Below are 14,749 nucleotides of genomic sequence, written 5' to 3' on the forward strand. Positions count from 1 at the left end.
CGCCTGAAGGCTGGCCCGGTTGAGCGCCGCGGTGACGTCCTCGGCCTGATCGGCCGCCTCGGCGTAGGCCTGGCCCGCGGCGGCGGCCGCGGCGGCCGCCGTCGAATCCGGCAGGAACGCCAGCCCCCAGGCCAGCGCCAAGGCCGAAACGCTTCCCCCCAGCGCTTTCATCGGCCGAACCGCAGGGTCACGGGTTTGGCGGGGTCCAGCTCCACGCCGCCGGTGGGCAGCTTGAAGGTGCGGCGCCCGCCGCCGGGGGCCAGATAGCCGACCCCGACGGTCTTGGAGATTTCGCCGCTGTCGTATTCGCGGCGGAAGGGCTGGCCGGCCTTGTCGGTGCCCTCGATGATCCAGGTGGCGCCGCTCATCAGGGCGTAGCGCTTGCCGGTGTTGGAGACGACGATCTCGACGCCCGGCTCCTCGGGCGGCGGGGGCGGGGCGGCGCCTTCGGTCAGGCTGGGGTCGATCTCGGGCGCGGGCGGGGCGACCATGGCCGGCTTGACCGAGACGACCTCGACCTTGGGCTCGGCGCCTGGAGGCGCGACCACGATCAGCGCCTTCATGGTGTAGAGCACCGTCACCTGGACCGCGCCGCCGTCCTCGGGCGTGTTGGGGTCGGTGGCGACCGGCAGCTGGCGGACCCACAGATAATAGGCGCGGGAGGTGTCGATCGAGGAATCGCCGACCCACTGGACGCGCACGACCTGGCGCCCGCCGGTGGGCACCACGCCCTGGGGCGGGAAGACCAGGAAATCCTCGTCGGCGTCGGTCTCGACGATGTTGCCGTCGGCGTCGACCTCCATGCGGGTGATGCGGGTCTCGAACGGCAGGGCGACCGAGCCGACGTTGCCGACCTCGATCCGGGCGGCCGATCCGGCGCCCGTGGTGGTCAGTTCGGAGACCATAGGCGAGACGCGCATGGCCCAGGCCGCGCCGGCGATCGCCACGATCAGGGTCGCGGCGGCCAGGGTCGCGGCGGCGACGACGGCCGGCCGGCTCCAGCGGGCGTGCAACGCACTGAACATTCTAGACTCCCCCAAACCGATCTTGCGTCGGCTCATTCCCGTTGCGAGCCGTCGCGGGCGAACTCTGCAAACGTCGCGCCAGCTCCCCGAAAGCATGGCGTAACAATGGTGACTGAAACGGAAACAGGGGGGCGCGATGGCCCCCCTGCCGTGTACTCACACGATCCTGAGCCTGGATTAGAAGGCTTGGATGGCGACGGTCAGTTGACCCTCGTAGTTGCCGGCGAGCAGCGACTTGGAGGGGACCGGGATGTTCACGTCCAGAGCCATGGCCGACTTCCAGGCGCCGTGGCTGGCGCTGGTGGAGTTGGCGTTGGCGCCCAGGTTGATGTAGGCGCCCTGGCTGGCGGCCGCGGCCGAGCCGACCGCGCCGGCGGTGTAGGTGCCGGTGACGGTGTAGGGCAGGTTGGCCTGGAAGACGTTGGAGTCGTAGCCGGCGCCCGAGTTGTTCACCAGGCCGCGGATGTCGTTCTTCGAGACCGTGACGGTGTTCGAGGTGTTGCAGCCGGCCAGGTTGGTGTCGATTTCGACGTTGGCCGGGGCGGTCATGTCAAAGGCGTTGGCCGGGCCGGTGTTGTCCGAGGCGTAGATGCCGATGGTGCCGAAGTCGATCGTGGTCGAGGCGTTGCCGGTGTAGTAGGCGCAGTCCGTCGACACAGCGCCCTTCAGGGTGAAGGTCGCGCCGTCCGACGTCGAAGCCGTGCCGTTGTTGCCTTGCGAGCCGCCTTCGATGACAAACAGCGACGTGGAGCTGTTGACGCCCGGGTTCAGCAGATCGGCGACCAGAACCGCGGCCGTATTGGTGCTGGTGTTCTGGATGGTGACCGGACCGATGAACGGGAGGTTCACGGTCGTGTTGGTCGTCACCGAGCCTTGATAGATGCTGTCGGCCATGGCCGGAGCGGCGGTCAGAGCCAGCGCCGCGGCGCCGGCCATCAGGGAAGCGAACTTCTTCATTTGGGTCTCTCCAAGCGAGGGTTTGTCAAAACGCGTCGACCGAGGTGGTAGCCCCTCCCCGCCCGATCGGTGGTGACTTAACGTCCTGTTAACAAGTCGGTCAAGAGTAAAAAACGACGTTAGGCATGATTCCGTCCAGATTCATCCAGTAGGGGAATTCGGATGTTGTACTCAGGCCAAGCAAAAGCGCCGTACCAAACAGAACGATTCGGCGCAGACTTCTTCTGTATCTGGATTTATTTCTTTTGGACGCCGCGTCAGATGCGCGGCGTTACTGTGACGGTCAGGGTTTCCGTATATTGACCGGCCAGAAGACCGGCCCCGGCGGGCTGTCGCGTGCGGAACTCGATCTTGCCGCCGCCGGCCGAGATGCCGTCGCCGCTGCTGATGACGCCGGTGTGGTCCTGGCTGTTGAAGGCGCCGCGCACCAGGCGCGGCTCGGGCCGCAGGGTCGGCACGGTCAGCAGCACGTCATAGGGCAGGACGCCCGAGAAGGGGCCCTCGCCCTGGGGCTTGCTGACATGGGCCAGGCCGCCGCGCGCCGAGGTGACGCCCAGGTCGAAGGGCACGTTGCAGTCCAGGCCGAACAGGGCCGTGGCGCTCTCGCCGCCGGTCAGTTCGCCGAAGTCGATGCCGCCGCCGCCCGAGATCTCGCAGCGCGCCGGGATGCGGCCGGTGACCGCGACATTCAGGGTCCGGCCCATTTCGATCGAGTTGGCGGAAGGCTTGGCCGCGGCCGGAACCGCGCTCATCGCGATCATGGACGCCGCGCACAGACCCGCGTCCAGCGCGGCCTTCAGGCGTCCAGACATCCGGCCTGCGGCCCGTGACGTCGTGTGCATTTCCCCAACCCCATTTCCGTCCCAGGACGGCCCGACGAAATCGACGGGTCCACCTCTTCCTTCTCCAAGAGCCGTGCCATCCCGAATCGACACCTTCGGGCGCCCACGCAGATATTGGTTAACAAGAGGTTAACGACGGCGACTTACGCCGGAAACGACGCTCGTGCAACGCCAATCGCCGATCAGCGATTTGGCCGGGCGCGTGTTTGCGCACGTCGCGTTTGACGGAGATCTACGGTTCTGGGGGTTGTGTTTGGCCTGGCGTTACACGCACGGGGACCGAAATTTCGTCCCAAATTGGGACGGCAAGCACGGCGGGACGGTCAGTCCGTTGCGCGCGTGCAGCGCCGCTGAAGCGCCACGCCCTTCAGGAAGCCGCGGCGCACCAGGCCTGCCCGGATCGCGGCCTGAACCTCGCGGTCATGGGCCGCCGCGCCGGACAGACGGCGGACCCAGCTTCTCAGCGGAATGAAGTCGGTGGCCGTATCGCGCACCATGCCCAGGGCGGCCTCGGCGGCCTGCTCGCCCGTGCCGGCGGCAGGCGTCGGCTGATCGACGTCGGGGCCCAGAGCCTCGTCCAGGTCGTCGATCTGGGCGATGATCGCCGCGCAGCGTCGCAGGCTGTCGGTCGCATAGGGGGCGCGGCGGGCGGCGATCAGCACCTCCGGCACCTCCTGCCGACGCAGGTTCAGGTCGTCGAGCGGGGCCGTCGCCGCCTGCCCCACGCCGGCGCCGAAGGCCCGGCCCCCCTGGCTGGCCTGCTCGCGATTGATCTCGACGCCCGACATGCCCGGAATGGAGGCGCAGGCGCCGAGACCGGCCAGACCCAGCACGAGAACGGGGGCAAGGGCGGCGGAACGGACGGACATCATGGGGCGGCTCTCGAAGCGTGGCTTTAAGACCTACAGCGTCCGGATCGTGATCCCGTTCCGGTTCGCATGTTGTCGAGAGGGATGGCGCACCCGAGAGGATTCGAACCTCTGACCCCTGCCTTCGGAGGGCAGTACTCTATCCAGCTGAGCTACGGGTGCGTTCACGGCGGTGACGCCGGAAGACGCCGCTTACAGCATGGCGCCGACGGCCTCAATCCCGAATAAGCGACGGAGTGCAGGCTGATGTCGCATCGGCGACCCGGCCTCAAGCAGCGCGAAGCGCGGTAGGCCGGGCGTCATGCCTCAAGCAGCGCGAAGCGCGGCAGGCCAACAGAAAAGCAATAGATCGCGCAAGCGCGATCTATTGCGCCGTCATGCCGCCGTCGATCTTGAACTCGGCGCCGGTGACGAACTTGGACTCGTCGGAGGCGAGGTAGAGGACGCAATAGGCCACATCGTCCGGCTCGCCGATCCGCTTCAGGGGGATGCCGCGCGACAGGCGCTCGTGCGCCTTGGCCTCGTCGCCGCCGGCCATGGCGATGAAGGGGTCCAGGATCGGCGTCTTGATGAAGACCGGATGGACCGAGTTGCACCGGACGTTCCAGTCGGCCTTGGCCGCCTCCAGCGCCAGGGTCTTGGTGTACATCCAGACGGCGGCCTTGGTGGCGTTGTAGGCGCCCATGCCCGGCGCGGCGGCCAGGCCCGCGATCGACGAGATGTTGACGATGGAGGCCGGGGCGGCGGCGCGCAGGTGCGGCATGGCGTGTTTGGCGCCCAGCATGATCGAGCGCAGGTTGATCTCGTACTGGCGCTGCCAGTTCTCGACCGTGTCCTGTTCGACGAAGGCCAGCGGCCCGCCGACGCCGGCGTTGTTGACCAGGACTGACAGGCCGCCCAGGTCGGCCACGGCGGCGGCGACGACCCGCTCCCAGTCCGCCTCGTCGGCCACGTCATGGGCGTAGGCGAAGGCCGCGCCAGGAATCTCGGCGTTGATGCGGGCGGCCAGACCCTGGGCGCGGTCGCCGTCGATGTCGCTGAGGGCGACGGTCGCGCCTTCGCGCGCCAGCATGAAGGCCATGGCCTCGCCCAGGCCGCCGGCCGCGCCGGTGATCAGGGCGGCCTTGCCAGCGACGCGGCCGGAGCGGGGGGCGCTCACGCCTCACCTCCCGCGCGCGGCGCGATCTGGTCGATGAAGCGGGCCATCTCGATGTCGCGGCGCGTGACCCCGTCGGCGTCGTGGGTGGTTAGAAGCACCTCGACGCGATTGTAGACGTTCGACCATTCCGGGTGATGGTCCATCTTGTCGGCCAGCAGGGCGACGCGGGTCATGAAGCCGAAGGCGGCGTTGAAGTCGGCGAAGACCAGGCGGCGGCGGATGGCCTGGCGCGGTCCGTCGTCGGCGACCCAGTCCGGCAGGTCCTGCAGCGCCTGGGCGAGATCTAGGCGAGCGTCGGTCATGGCGTGTCCTCTTTTCCTCCGGCGTAGGGCGCCGCGCGCCCGGCCGCAAGCCGAGGGCGATCGCCCGCCGCGCCGCTCGGAACATGCGGCCAAGCTGGAGCGTTGTTCGGCGTCGGCGCGTGGCCGTTCCGCATTGACTATAAGGAGGCGTACCCATGGAGAATCTCTGGCTCGCCGCCCTGGGCGCGGCCGATCGTGATCGTCTGAAGCCGCATCTGGAGACCCGGGACTTCGTCCACGGCCAGGTGCTGTTCGGCGAGGGACAGGACGTGGACTGCGTCTGGTTCCCCACGACCGGCGTGGTGTCGCTGATGACCCTGCTGGACGACGACAAGCTGGTGGAGACGGCGGTGATCGGGCGCGAGGGCGTGGTCGGGGTGACCTGCGGTCCCCTGAACGCGCGCGCCGCCAGCCGCGCGGTGGCCCTGACACAGGGCCAGGCCGCCTGCTGTCCGGCCAGGGCTTTTTCCGAGGCGATGAGCGCCAGTGAGGCCTTGCGCCTGGCGCTGGCGCGCTTCACCGAGGCGCTGATGGCGCAGGTTCAACAGGTGGCGGCCTGCAATGCGCGCCACGCCCTGGACGAGCGGCTGGCGCGCTGGCTGCTGTCGCTGCACGACCGGGTGGGCGACACCCGCTTCGACCTGACCCAGGCGGACATCGCCGGCATGCTGGGCGTGCGCCGCGCCACGGTGTCGGAGGTCAGCGCCAGCCTGGAGGATCGGCGGCTGATCGAGCGCGGGCGGGGCTGGGTTCGGGTGCTGGACCGCACCGGGCTGAAGGCGGCGTCCTGCGGCTGCTACGGCCAGATGCGCGCGGTGCTGGAGGAGCTGGACCTGCCGACGCCGCAGGCGGCGTAGCGCCTGCCGTCGAAGCGCGTGACAAGCGCGCGTGACGGGGCGCGCCCCAGGCGCTACATCGACTGCCATGACCGACGCAGCCCCGAACCGCCCCCACTCCTCGGGCGACACCTCCTCCTTCGGCTTCCGCGACGTGGACGCGCGCGAGAAGGTGCGGATGGTGCGCGGGGTGTTCGATTCCGTCGCCTCCAACTACGACCTGATGAACGACCTGATGAGCGCGGGCGTGCACCGGCTGTGGAAGGACGCTGCTGCGGCGAAGCTGAATCCGCGGCCCGGCGAAACCATTTTGGACGTGGCGGGCGGCACCGGCGACATGGCCCGCCGCTATTCCCGGATGGCGCGCGCGGCGCAGACGAGGCGCGGGGGCCAGGACGCCTCGGTCATCGTGCTGGACTACAACGCCGAGATGATCCTGGCGGGCGTCCACAAGGGCGGCGAGCCCGAGATGAGCTGGTCGGTCGGCGACGCGATGAACCTGCCGCTGCCGGACGCCTCGGTCGACGCCTATTCGATCAGCTTCGGCATTCGCAACGTGGCCCATATCGACAAGGCGTTGAGCGAGGCGCGGCGGGTGCTGAAGCCGGGCGGGCGGTTTCTGTGCCTGGAGTTCTCGCGGCCGACCGCGGGGCCGGTGCGGCGCGCCTATGACGCCTGGTCGTTCCACGCCATCCCGCGCATCGGCGGCTGGGTCGCCAAGGATCGCGACAGCTATCAGTATCTGGTCGAGAGTATCCGGCGCTTTCCCGACCAGGCCGCCTTCAAGGCCCTGATCGAGGACGCCGGCTTCAGCCGGGTCTCGGTGACCAACCTGTCGGGCGGGGTCGCGGCCATCCATCACGGGTGGGCGATCTGACCAGCCCCGTCTATCGCACGCCGCCGCCCGCGCCGGCGGCCGAGCCGGTGCGCCACCCGGTCGGCGCCTTCCTGCGCCTGCTGGGCTGGCTGTGGGTGCTGGCGCGGCACGACGCCCTGATCCCCCGCGAGGTCACGCCGCTGCTGCCGGCCTGGACGCGGCCGTTCGCCCGCTTCGTGCAGATGTTTTCCGGCCGGGCGGGGCGCGAGGGGCGACCCGGCCAGCGTCTGGGCAAGGCGTTCGAGCATCTGGGGCCGGTGGCGATCAAGCTGGGCCAGGTTCTGGCGACGCGGGCCGACATCTTCGGCCTGCAGTTCGCGCGGGACCTGGGCCGTCTGAAGGACGCCTTGCCGCCCTTCCCGCTGGCCGAGGCGCGGCGCGAGATCGAGCGGTCGCTGGGCCGGCCGGTGGAGTCCCTGTTCACCGATCTGGGCGAGGCGGTCGCGGCCGCCTCCCTGGCCCAGGCTCACCGCGCGACCCTGGCCGACGGGCGCATGGTGGCGGTGAAGGTGCTGAGGCCGGGCGTCGAGCGGCGCGTGGCCGACGGGCTGGATTCCATGCGGCTGGCCGCGCGACTGGTGTGGCGCCTCGTCCCGCTGGCGCGGCGGCTGGAGCCGGCGGCCTTCGTCGAGACGATCGCCCGCTCGCTGGACCTGGAGCTGGACATGCGGCTGGAGGCGGCGGCCGCCAGCGAGATGGCCGAGGTCATGGCCAAGGACGGCTACATGTCCGCGCCCGCCGTCATCTGGGACGGCGTCGGCCGTCGGGTGCTGACCCTGGAATGGGCGCAAGGCACGCCGATGACCGACCCGGCGCTGGCGGACCTGCCGGGGCTGGACGTCGACCTGCTGGCCGACAACGTCGTGCGCGCCTTCCTGGTGCAGGCGCTGGACCACGGGGCGTTCCACGCCGACCTGCACGAGGGCAATCTGTTCGCCAGCGCCCCGGCGCACCTGACGGCCATCGACTTCGGCATCGTCGGGCGGCTGGGCCCGGCCGAGCGGCGCTATCTGGCGGAAATCCTGTGGGGCTTCATCAGCCGCGACTACGACCGCATCGCCCGCGTCCACTTCGAGGCCGGCTATGTGCCGCCGCATCATTCGGTGGAGACCTTCGCCCAGGCGCTGCGGGCGGTGGGCGAGCCGGTGATCGGCCGCGCCGCCAGTCAGGTCTCGATGGGCCGGCTGCTGGGCCAGCTGTTCGAGATCACCGCCCTGTTCGACATGCGCCTGAGGCCCGAGCTGATCCTGCTGCAGAAGACGATGGTCTCGGTCGAGGGGGTGGCGCGCCGGCTGCAGCCGGACCACGACCTGTGGAAGGCCGCCCAGCCGGTGGTCGAGCGCTGGATCCGCCGCGAACTGGGGCCCCAGGCCCAGGCGCGCGACGCCCTGAACGAGATCCTGGCGGCCGCCCGCGCCCTGTCGCGCCTGGTGCAGGAGCCGCCCCGTCCGACGACGGTGGTCATGGAAAAGCCGGGAACTCCCGCTTGGCTGACGGCTTGCGTCACCGTGGCGGTCGTCGCCGCCCTCGCGGCGCTGGGGCTTTCGCTCTGGCCGCTCGTGTCCTGACTGTCTGGAGCTTTCCGATGAAGACCGCCCTCAAGACCCTGGCGCTGGCCGCCGTGCTTCTGGCGCCGGCGCCCGTCCTGGCCCAGGCCGCCGCCGCCGGCTCCGTGCCCAACAGCTTCGACGCCCCCGCGGCCCAGACGACGCCCGCGCCGCAGCGTCCGGCTCAGGCCCCAGCCCAGGCTCAAGCCGCCGCGCCCGCCGACGTGGCCAAGGCCGAAGCCGCCCTGCGCGGCGTGATTGTCGCCATGCAGGGGACGGGTCCCGACTATTCGGTGTTCACCGAGAACCTGGCCGCGCAGATCCGCCAACAGGCGGATCAGGTCACGCCGCTGATCAAGAGCTTCGGCGCGCTTCGGTCCGTCGAGCACGTCCGGCCCGAGGGTCAGGCCCAGCTGTTCCGGGTCACCTTCGACAACCAGGCCACCGAATGGGTGATCGGTTTCGGCGACGACGGCAAGATCGCCGCCCTGCTGTTCCGCCCCGCCGAAGCCTAGTTTGGGGTGACGCGGCCGCGCCGGTCGGCTAAGGCCCCGGCATGACCGATATCCGATACGACGTCTGCGCCGTGGGCAACGCCATCGTCGACGTGCTCAGCCCCTGCGACGAAGCCTTCCTGAAGGCCCAGGACCTGGCCCCCAACTCCATGCAGCTGGTCGACGCCGAACGCAGCGCCGCCCTGTACGACGCCATGGCGCCGGGGGTGGAGGCGTCGGGCGGATCGGCCGGCAACACCGTCGCCGGCGTCGGCTCGTTCGGCGGCCGCGCGGCCTATATCGGCAAGGTGGCCGACGACGCGCTGGGCCAGGTCTTCACCCACGACATCCGCGCCGCCGGGGTGCATTTCGACACGCCCGTTCTGAAGGACGGCGCGGCGGACGGCTTCGGCACCGGCCGGTGCCTGGTCAACGTCCTGGCCGACGGCCAGCGGACGATGGCGACCTTCCTGGGCGCCGCCAACCAGCTGTTCGCCGACGACATCGACGAGGCCCTGATCGCCGACAGCGCCATCGTCTATCTGGAAGGCTATCTGTTCGATCCCGCGCCCGCCCGCGCCGCCTTCGAACGCGCCGCCGCCGCCGCGCACCGGGCCGGTCGCAAGGTCGCCATCACCCTGTCGGACACCTTCGTGGTCGCGCGCTGGCGCGCCGAACTGCTGGCCTTTATCGAACAGTCGGCCGATATCGTCCTGGCCAATGAGGCCGAGCTGGGCGCCCTGTTCGAGACCGAGGACTTCGACGCCGCCGCCGACCAGCTGGCCGCCATCGTCGAGATCGCCGCCGTGACGCGCGGGGCCGAGGGGTCGGTGATCCTGCGCGGCGAGGAACGCGTCGTCGTCCCCGCCCATCCGGTCGACAAGGTGGTCGACACCACCGGCGCCGGCGACCAGTACGCGGCCGGCTTCCTGCTGGGCCTGGCGCGCGGCCGCCCGCTGGACGAGGCCGGCGCCCTGGGCTCGCTGGCCGCCGCCGAGGTCATCGCCCACTGGGGCCCCCGCCCGATGACCAAGCTGTCGAACCTGGCGGCCGAGAAGGGCCTGGCGGCGGCGCTGGGCTGACGGCTCGGTTCGCGCCAGCGCGATGACGAACTCCGTTCGTCTGCGTTGGAACTGAACAGCGATCTTCGACTTCAAGGACGGGTTCCGCGGCCGCGAATGGCTCGGAACAGGTCTTGGAGGGACCAATGAAGAGATTGCTGATCGCTGGCGCCGTGGCGGCCTTGACCGCATCCGGCGCGGCCCATGCGCAGGAGATGTACGGCTGGACGCCGGCGGGCACCGTGACGCCCACGCCGCCGGCCCCGGCGTATCTGATGCTCGCCGGCGCTGGCGATCTCTATGAAATCGAGTCGAGCCGGCTGGTGCTGGAGAGCACTTCGGACGCGGCCCTGCGGCGCTTCGCCCAGATGATGATCGAGCATCACACCGGCACGATGCGGGCGGCGGAAACCGCCGCGCGGGAGGCCGGGCTCACGCCGTCGCCGCCGATGCTGGACGCGCCCAAGGCGGCGATGATCGAGGCGCTACGCCAGTACGACGGCGCCGAACGCGACCGGTTGTACCTCAGTCAGCAGATGATGGCGCACAAGGAGGCGCTGGGTCTGCAGAAGACTTATGCCGACAACGGAGACGCGCCGCAGCTGCGGACGGCCGCACGCAACGCCCTGCCGATCATCCAGCGCCACCTCGCCGAGGTGGAACGCCTGGCGGTCCGCTGAACAGGATTGATCCGATGAACCGCATCCGCGCCGCCCTGCTGGGCTCCATCGCCGCCGCCGCCCTCGCCGCCTGCGCCACGCCGATGGCCCCGTCCCCGCCGCCTTCGGCTGGCCTGCCCGCACCAATGGCCCAACTGGCGCCCATGGGCATGACCGCTCGCCCCGACGCCGACATGCAGTCTGTGCTCGACGCTCTCTCGGCGCTGGGCGCCAGGCCGATCGAGACCCTCACCGTCGAACAGGCCCGCACGCAGCCGACGCCGGCCGACGCCGTCAATCGGGTGAAGACCATGCGCGGCATGCCGACCGCGCCCGACCCGACCGTGATCGCCACCGACCTGACCTATCCCACGGCGGGCGGAACCCAGCCGGTGCGGGTCTACAAACCCGCCGGGGCGACGGGACCCCTGCCGGTCGTGGTCTACTATCACGGCGGTGGCTGGGTCATCGCCGATCTGAACGTCTATGACGCCACGCCCCGCTCGATCGCGCGCAATCTGAACGCCGTCGTCGTCTCGGTCGAATATCGCCATGGGCCGGAGTTCAAGGTCCCTGCGGCCCACGACGACGCGAACAACGCCTATCAGTGGGTGCTGGCCAACGCCGCCTCATGGGGCGGCGATCCGGCCCGGATCGCCGTGGCGGGCGAAAGCGCCGGCGGCAACCTGGCCCTGAACGTCGCCATCGCGGCGCGCGACAGGGGATGGACGGTCCCGCGCCATGTGCTGAGCGTCTATCCGATCGCCGACGCCGATCCGCAGCTGCCGTCGAAGCGGGAGAACACCGCCAGCCTGCCCTTGCGCACCGCCACCCTGGCCTGGTTCGGCCAGCATGCGCTACGCAGCCCCGCCGACATGATGGATCCGCGCTTCAACCTGGTCGGCGCCAACCTGCGCGGCCTGCCGCCCGTGACGATCGTCAACGCCCAGATCGATCCCCTGGCCTCTGACGGCGAGACGCTGGCGGCCGCCCTGCGCCGCGCTGGTGTGCCGGTGGAGCGCCAGGTCTATGACGGCGCCGTCCACGAGTTCTTCTCGATGGCCGACGTGGTCCGCGACGCCTATGACGCCCAGCAGTGGTCCTTCGGACGCCTGCGGACGGCGCTGCGCTAAGGGGCCGCCTGAGCCTGACGCCTCGCCTCAGTGCGCCTCGTCCCAGTTGGCGGCTGCGCGGGCTTCGACTTCCAGCGGCACTGACAGCGCCACGGCGGGTTCGGCGGCGGTCTCCATGACGCGCTTGATGACGGCGATGGCGGCCTCGGCCTCGGCTTCGGGGGCTTCGAAGACCAGTTCGTCGTGGACCTGGAGCAGCATGCGGGTCTGGAGGCCGGCGTCGGTCAGGGCGGCCGGCATGCGGATCATGGCGCGGCGGATGATGTCGGCGGCGGCGCCCTGTATGGGGGCGTTGATGGCCGCGCGCTCGCCGAACTGGCGCTCGGCGCCCGACTTGGAATGGATGGCCGGGATGTGGATGCGGCGGCCGAAGACGGTGGAGACGAAGCCCGCCTGGCGCACCTCGGCCTTGGTCCGGTCCATATAGTCGCGGATGCCGGGGAAGCGCTCGAAATAGGTCTTGATGTAGGCCCCGGCCTCGCCCTGGTCGATGCCCAGCTGGGCGGCCAGGCCGAAGGCGGAGATGCCGTAGACGATGCCGAAGTTGATGGCCTTGGCGCGGCGCCGGGTCTCGGACGGCATGCCCTCGACGGGGACGCCGAACATCTCCGACGCCGTGGCCGCGTGGATGTCCAGCCCGGCCTTGAAGGCGCGCTTCAGCTCTGGGATGTCGCCGATGTGGGCTAGGAGGCGCAGCTCGATCTGGCTGTAGTCGGCGCTGATCAGGACGTTTCCGGGGGCGGCGATGAAGGCCTGGCGGATCTCGCGCCCGGTCTCGGTGCGGATCGGGATGTTCTGCAGGTTGGGGTCGGAACTGGCCAGCCGGCCGGTCGAGGCGGCCGCCAGCTGGTAGCTGGTGTGGACCCGGTCGGTCTTGGGGTCGGCCGCGGCGGTCAGGGCGTCGGTATAGGTGCCCTTCAGCTTTGACAGCTGGCGCCAGTCCAGGATGGCGCGCGGCAGGTCGTGGGTGAGGGCCAGCTCCTCCAGCACGCTGGCGTCGGTGCCCCACTGGCCCGAGGCGGTCTTCTTGCCGCCGGGCAGGTTCAGCTCGCCGAACAGGATCTCGCCGATCTGGCGGGGCGAGCCGACGTTGAAGGGCCGGCCGGCGATCTCGTGCGCCTGCTGCTCCAGCTCGGCCATGCGCAGGCCGAACTCCGAGGACAGCCGCTTCAGCCGCTCGGGATCGACGCGCACGCCGGCCAGCTCCATGTCGGCCAGCACGGTCGGCATCGGCCGTTCCAGCGTCTCATAGACGGTGGACAGGCCCTCGCGCGCCAGTCGGGGCTTGAGGATGCGCCACAGGCGCAGCGTCACGTCGGCGTCCTCGGCCGCATATTGCGTCGCGGGGGCCAGCTGCACGTGCTTGAACGACTTCTGGCTCTTGCCCGTCCCGGCCACCGCCTTGAAGGCGATCGGCTCGTGGCCCAGGTGCAGGCGCGCCAGCTCGTCCATGCCGTGGCCGTGCAGACCGCCCTCCAGCACATAGGACAGCAGCAGGGTGTCGTCGTAAGGGGCGACGCGGATGCCGCGCCGGGCGAAGACGGCGACGTCGTACTTGGCGTTCTGCAGCACCTTGAGGACGGACGGGTCCTCCAGCAGGGCCTTCAGCTTGGCCAGGGTCGTCGGCTTGTCCAGCTGGGTCAGGGGCTCGCGCGCGTCCGCCTGGCCGCCGAAGTCCAGCCCGCCGGCGTCGGCCGCCGGCTCGTGCTCGTGCGTCAGGGGGATGTAGCAGGCGTCGTTCGGCCCCAGCGCCAGCGACACGCCGCACAGGCCTGCGTGGGTGGCCGACAGGGCGTCGGTCTCGGTGTCCAGGCCGACGACGCCGGCCTCGCGCGCTCGCGCGATCCAGCGGTCCAGCGCCTCTTCGGTCTGGACGCATTCATAGGCGTCGAGGTTGAAGACGTGCGGCTCGGACGGCGCTGCGACCTCCTTGGGCGCATAGCGCGGGCTGGCGACCGGCGCGGCCAGGTTCGGCGCCCGCTTCGGCGCAAAGGCGGAGGTCTCGCTGGGGCCGGCCTTGCCGTCGCCGACGCGGCGTTGCAGCGATCGGAACTCCATCCTGTCGAGAAATCCGGACAAGGTCTGGGGATCGGGGTCCTTGACCGCGAAGTCGTCGATGGCCTCGGGCGCGGGCGCGTCGCAGGTCAGGCGCACCAGTTCGCGCGACAGGCGGATCTGGTCGGCGAAGTCGATCAGGGTCTGGCGCCGCTTGGGCTGTTTGATCTCCCCGGCGCGGGCCAGCAGGGTGTCGAGGTCGCCGTACTCCTCCAGCAGCTGGGCCGCCGTCTTGGGGCCGATGCCGGGCGCGCCGGGGACGTTGTCGACGCTGTCGCCGATCAGGGCCTGGAGGTCGACCATCTTTTCGGGACCGACGCCGAACTTCTCGAACACCTCGGGCTCGGCCAGGCGGCGATCCTTCATCGGATCCCACATGACCACGCCGCCGCCGATCAGCTGCATCAGATCCTTGTCGGAGGAGACGATCACGGCCTCGCCGCCGGCGTCGCGCGCCTTGCAGGCGTAGGTGGCGATCAGGTCGTCGGCCTCATAGCCCGGCAGCTCGACGCAGTGGACGCCGAAGGCCGCGGTCGCCTCGCGGACCAGGGGAAATTGCGGGATCAGGTCCTCGGGCGGGGGCGGACGGTGGGCCTTGTACTGGTCGTACAGGGTGTTGCGGAAGGTCTTTTCCGAGTGGTCGAAGATGGCCACCAGGTGGGTCGGGCCGTCGGCGCCCTTCATGTCCTTCAAGAGCTTCCACAGCATGTTGCAGTAGCCCTGGACCGCGCCGACGGGCAGGCCGTCGGACTTGCGCGTCAGGGGCGGCAGGGCGTGGTAGGCGCGGAAGATGTAGGCCGAGGCGTCGATCATCCACAGACGCAGGGCGGGCCCGTCCTGGGTCAGCTCCCGGTCCTGTTCGATGACGGGCGGCGTGTCGGCAATGTCGGTCATGGGCGGAACATAGGGCGGAGAAGGCCCTGCGTCAGCCGG

14 protein-coding genes and 1 tRNA gene are annotated in these 14,749 nt (G+C 70.2%); 7 read left to right on the forward strand and 8 right to left on the reverse strand.

Translation table 11 applies throughout. The annotated features are described in order from the left end of the window. Positions 1–167 precede the first annotated feature (167 nt). From ACE3PU_RS06615 to ACE3PU_RS06645, 7 genes are all read right to left on the reverse strand, one after another. A complete protein-coding gene (locus ACE3PU_RS06615) occupies positions 168–1,025 on the reverse strand; it encodes a fimbria/pilus periplasmic chaperone (protein WP_374387930.1) in 858 nt (285 codons plus the stop codon). A 177-nt stretch (positions 1,026–1,202) separates the two neighbouring features. Continuing rightward, complete coding sequence (locus ACE3PU_RS06620) at positions 1,203–1,982, reverse strand: hypothetical protein (RefSeq protein WP_374387932.1); 780 nt, start codon at positions 1,980–1,982, stop codon at positions 1,203–1,205. A gap of 257 nt (positions 1,983–2,239) precedes the next feature. Next, a complete protein-coding gene (locus tag ACE3PU_RS06625) occupies positions 2,240–2,794 on the reverse strand; it encodes a hypothetical protein (RefSeq protein WP_374387934.1) in 555 nt (184 codons plus the stop codon). Between the two features lie 353 nt (positions 2,795–3,147). Then, on the reverse strand, positions 3,148–3,693 hold the full coding sequence (locus ACE3PU_RS06630) for a hypothetical protein (protein WP_374387936.1): 546 nt from the start codon (positions 3,691–3,693) through the stop codon (positions 3,148–3,150). Between the two features lie 85 nt (positions 3,694–3,778). After that, positions 3,779–3,855 (reverse strand) — tRNA-Arg (locus tag ACE3PU_RS06635). Positions 3,856–4,057: 202 nt separating this feature from the next. Beyond that, complete coding sequence (locus tag ACE3PU_RS06640) at positions 4,058–4,852, reverse strand: SDR family oxidoreductase (RefSeq protein WP_374387938.1); 795 nt, start codon at positions 4,850–4,852, stop codon at positions 4,058–4,060. Continuing rightward, a complete protein-coding gene (locus ACE3PU_RS06645) occupies positions 4,849–5,154 on the reverse strand; it encodes a 4a-hydroxytetrahydrobiopterin dehydratase (protein ID WP_374387940.1) in 306 nt (101 codons plus the stop codon). Before ACE3PU_RS06645 ends, ACE3PU_RS06640 begins: the two co-directional genes overlap by 4 nt. 155 nt (positions 5,155–5,309) lie before the next feature. Here ACE3PU_RS06645 and ACE3PU_RS06650 point away from each other — a divergent pair, with 155 nt between their 5' ends. From ACE3PU_RS06650 to ACE3PU_RS06680, 7 genes are all read left to right on the forward strand, one after another. Continuing rightward, positions 5,310–6,011, forward strand: coding sequence for a Crp/Fnr family transcriptional regulator (locus tag ACE3PU_RS06650; RefSeq protein ID WP_374387942.1), 702 nt, complete (start codon positions 5,310–5,312; stop codon positions 6,009–6,011). Between the two features lie 67 nt (positions 6,012–6,078). Then, positions 6,079–6,867, forward strand: coding sequence for a class I SAM-dependent methyltransferase (locus ACE3PU_RS06655; protein ID WP_374387944.1), 789 nt, complete (start codon positions 6,079–6,081; stop codon positions 6,865–6,867). After that, complete coding sequence (gene ubiB, locus ACE3PU_RS06660) at positions 6,855–8,435, forward strand: 2-polyprenylphenol 6-hydroxylase (protein ID WP_374387946.1); 1,581 nt, start codon at positions 6,855–6,857, stop codon at positions 8,433–8,435. The genes ACE3PU_RS06655 and ubiB overlap by 13 nt, the downstream gene beginning before the upstream one ends. Before the next feature lie 17 nt (positions 8,436–8,452). Continuing rightward, positions 8,453–8,929: a hypothetical protein gene (locus tag ACE3PU_RS06665; RefSeq protein WP_374387948.1), complete on the forward strand. Its 477-nt coding sequence runs from the start codon at positions 8,453–8,455 to the stop codon at positions 8,927–8,929. Between the two features lie 41 nt (positions 8,930–8,970). Then, complete coding sequence (locus ACE3PU_RS06670; protein ID WP_374387950.1) at positions 8,971–9,990, forward strand: adenosine kinase; 1,020 nt, start codon at positions 8,971–8,973, stop codon at positions 9,988–9,990. A gap of 125 nt (positions 9,991–10,115) precedes the next feature. After that, positions 10,116–10,649: a DUF4142 domain-containing protein gene (locus tag ACE3PU_RS06675; protein WP_374387952.1), complete on the forward strand. Its 534-nt coding sequence runs from the start codon at positions 10,116–10,118 to the stop codon at positions 10,647–10,649. 14 nt (positions 10,650–10,663) lie between these two features. Continuing rightward, the gene (locus ACE3PU_RS06680) at positions 10,664–11,761 is read left to right on the forward strand and encodes an alpha/beta hydrolase (RefSeq protein WP_374387954.1); all 1,098 of its coding nucleotides are present in this window, start codon (positions 10,664–10,666) and stop codon (positions 11,759–11,761) included. Positions 11,762–11,788: 27 nt separating this feature from the next. Here the strand turns inward: ACE3PU_RS06680 and polA are convergent, their stop codons facing one another. Further along, a complete protein-coding gene (gene polA / locus ACE3PU_RS06685; RefSeq protein ID WP_374387956.1) occupies positions 11,789–14,710 on the reverse strand; it encodes a DNA polymerase I in 2,922 nt (973 codons plus the stop codon). Between the last annotated feature and the right edge of the window lie 39 nt (positions 14,711–14,749).

This window comes from Brevundimonas sp. (assembly GCF_041911375.1).
Taxonomy (GTDB): domain Bacteria; phylum Pseudomonadota; class Alphaproteobacteria; order Caulobacterales; family Caulobacteraceae; genus Brevundimonas.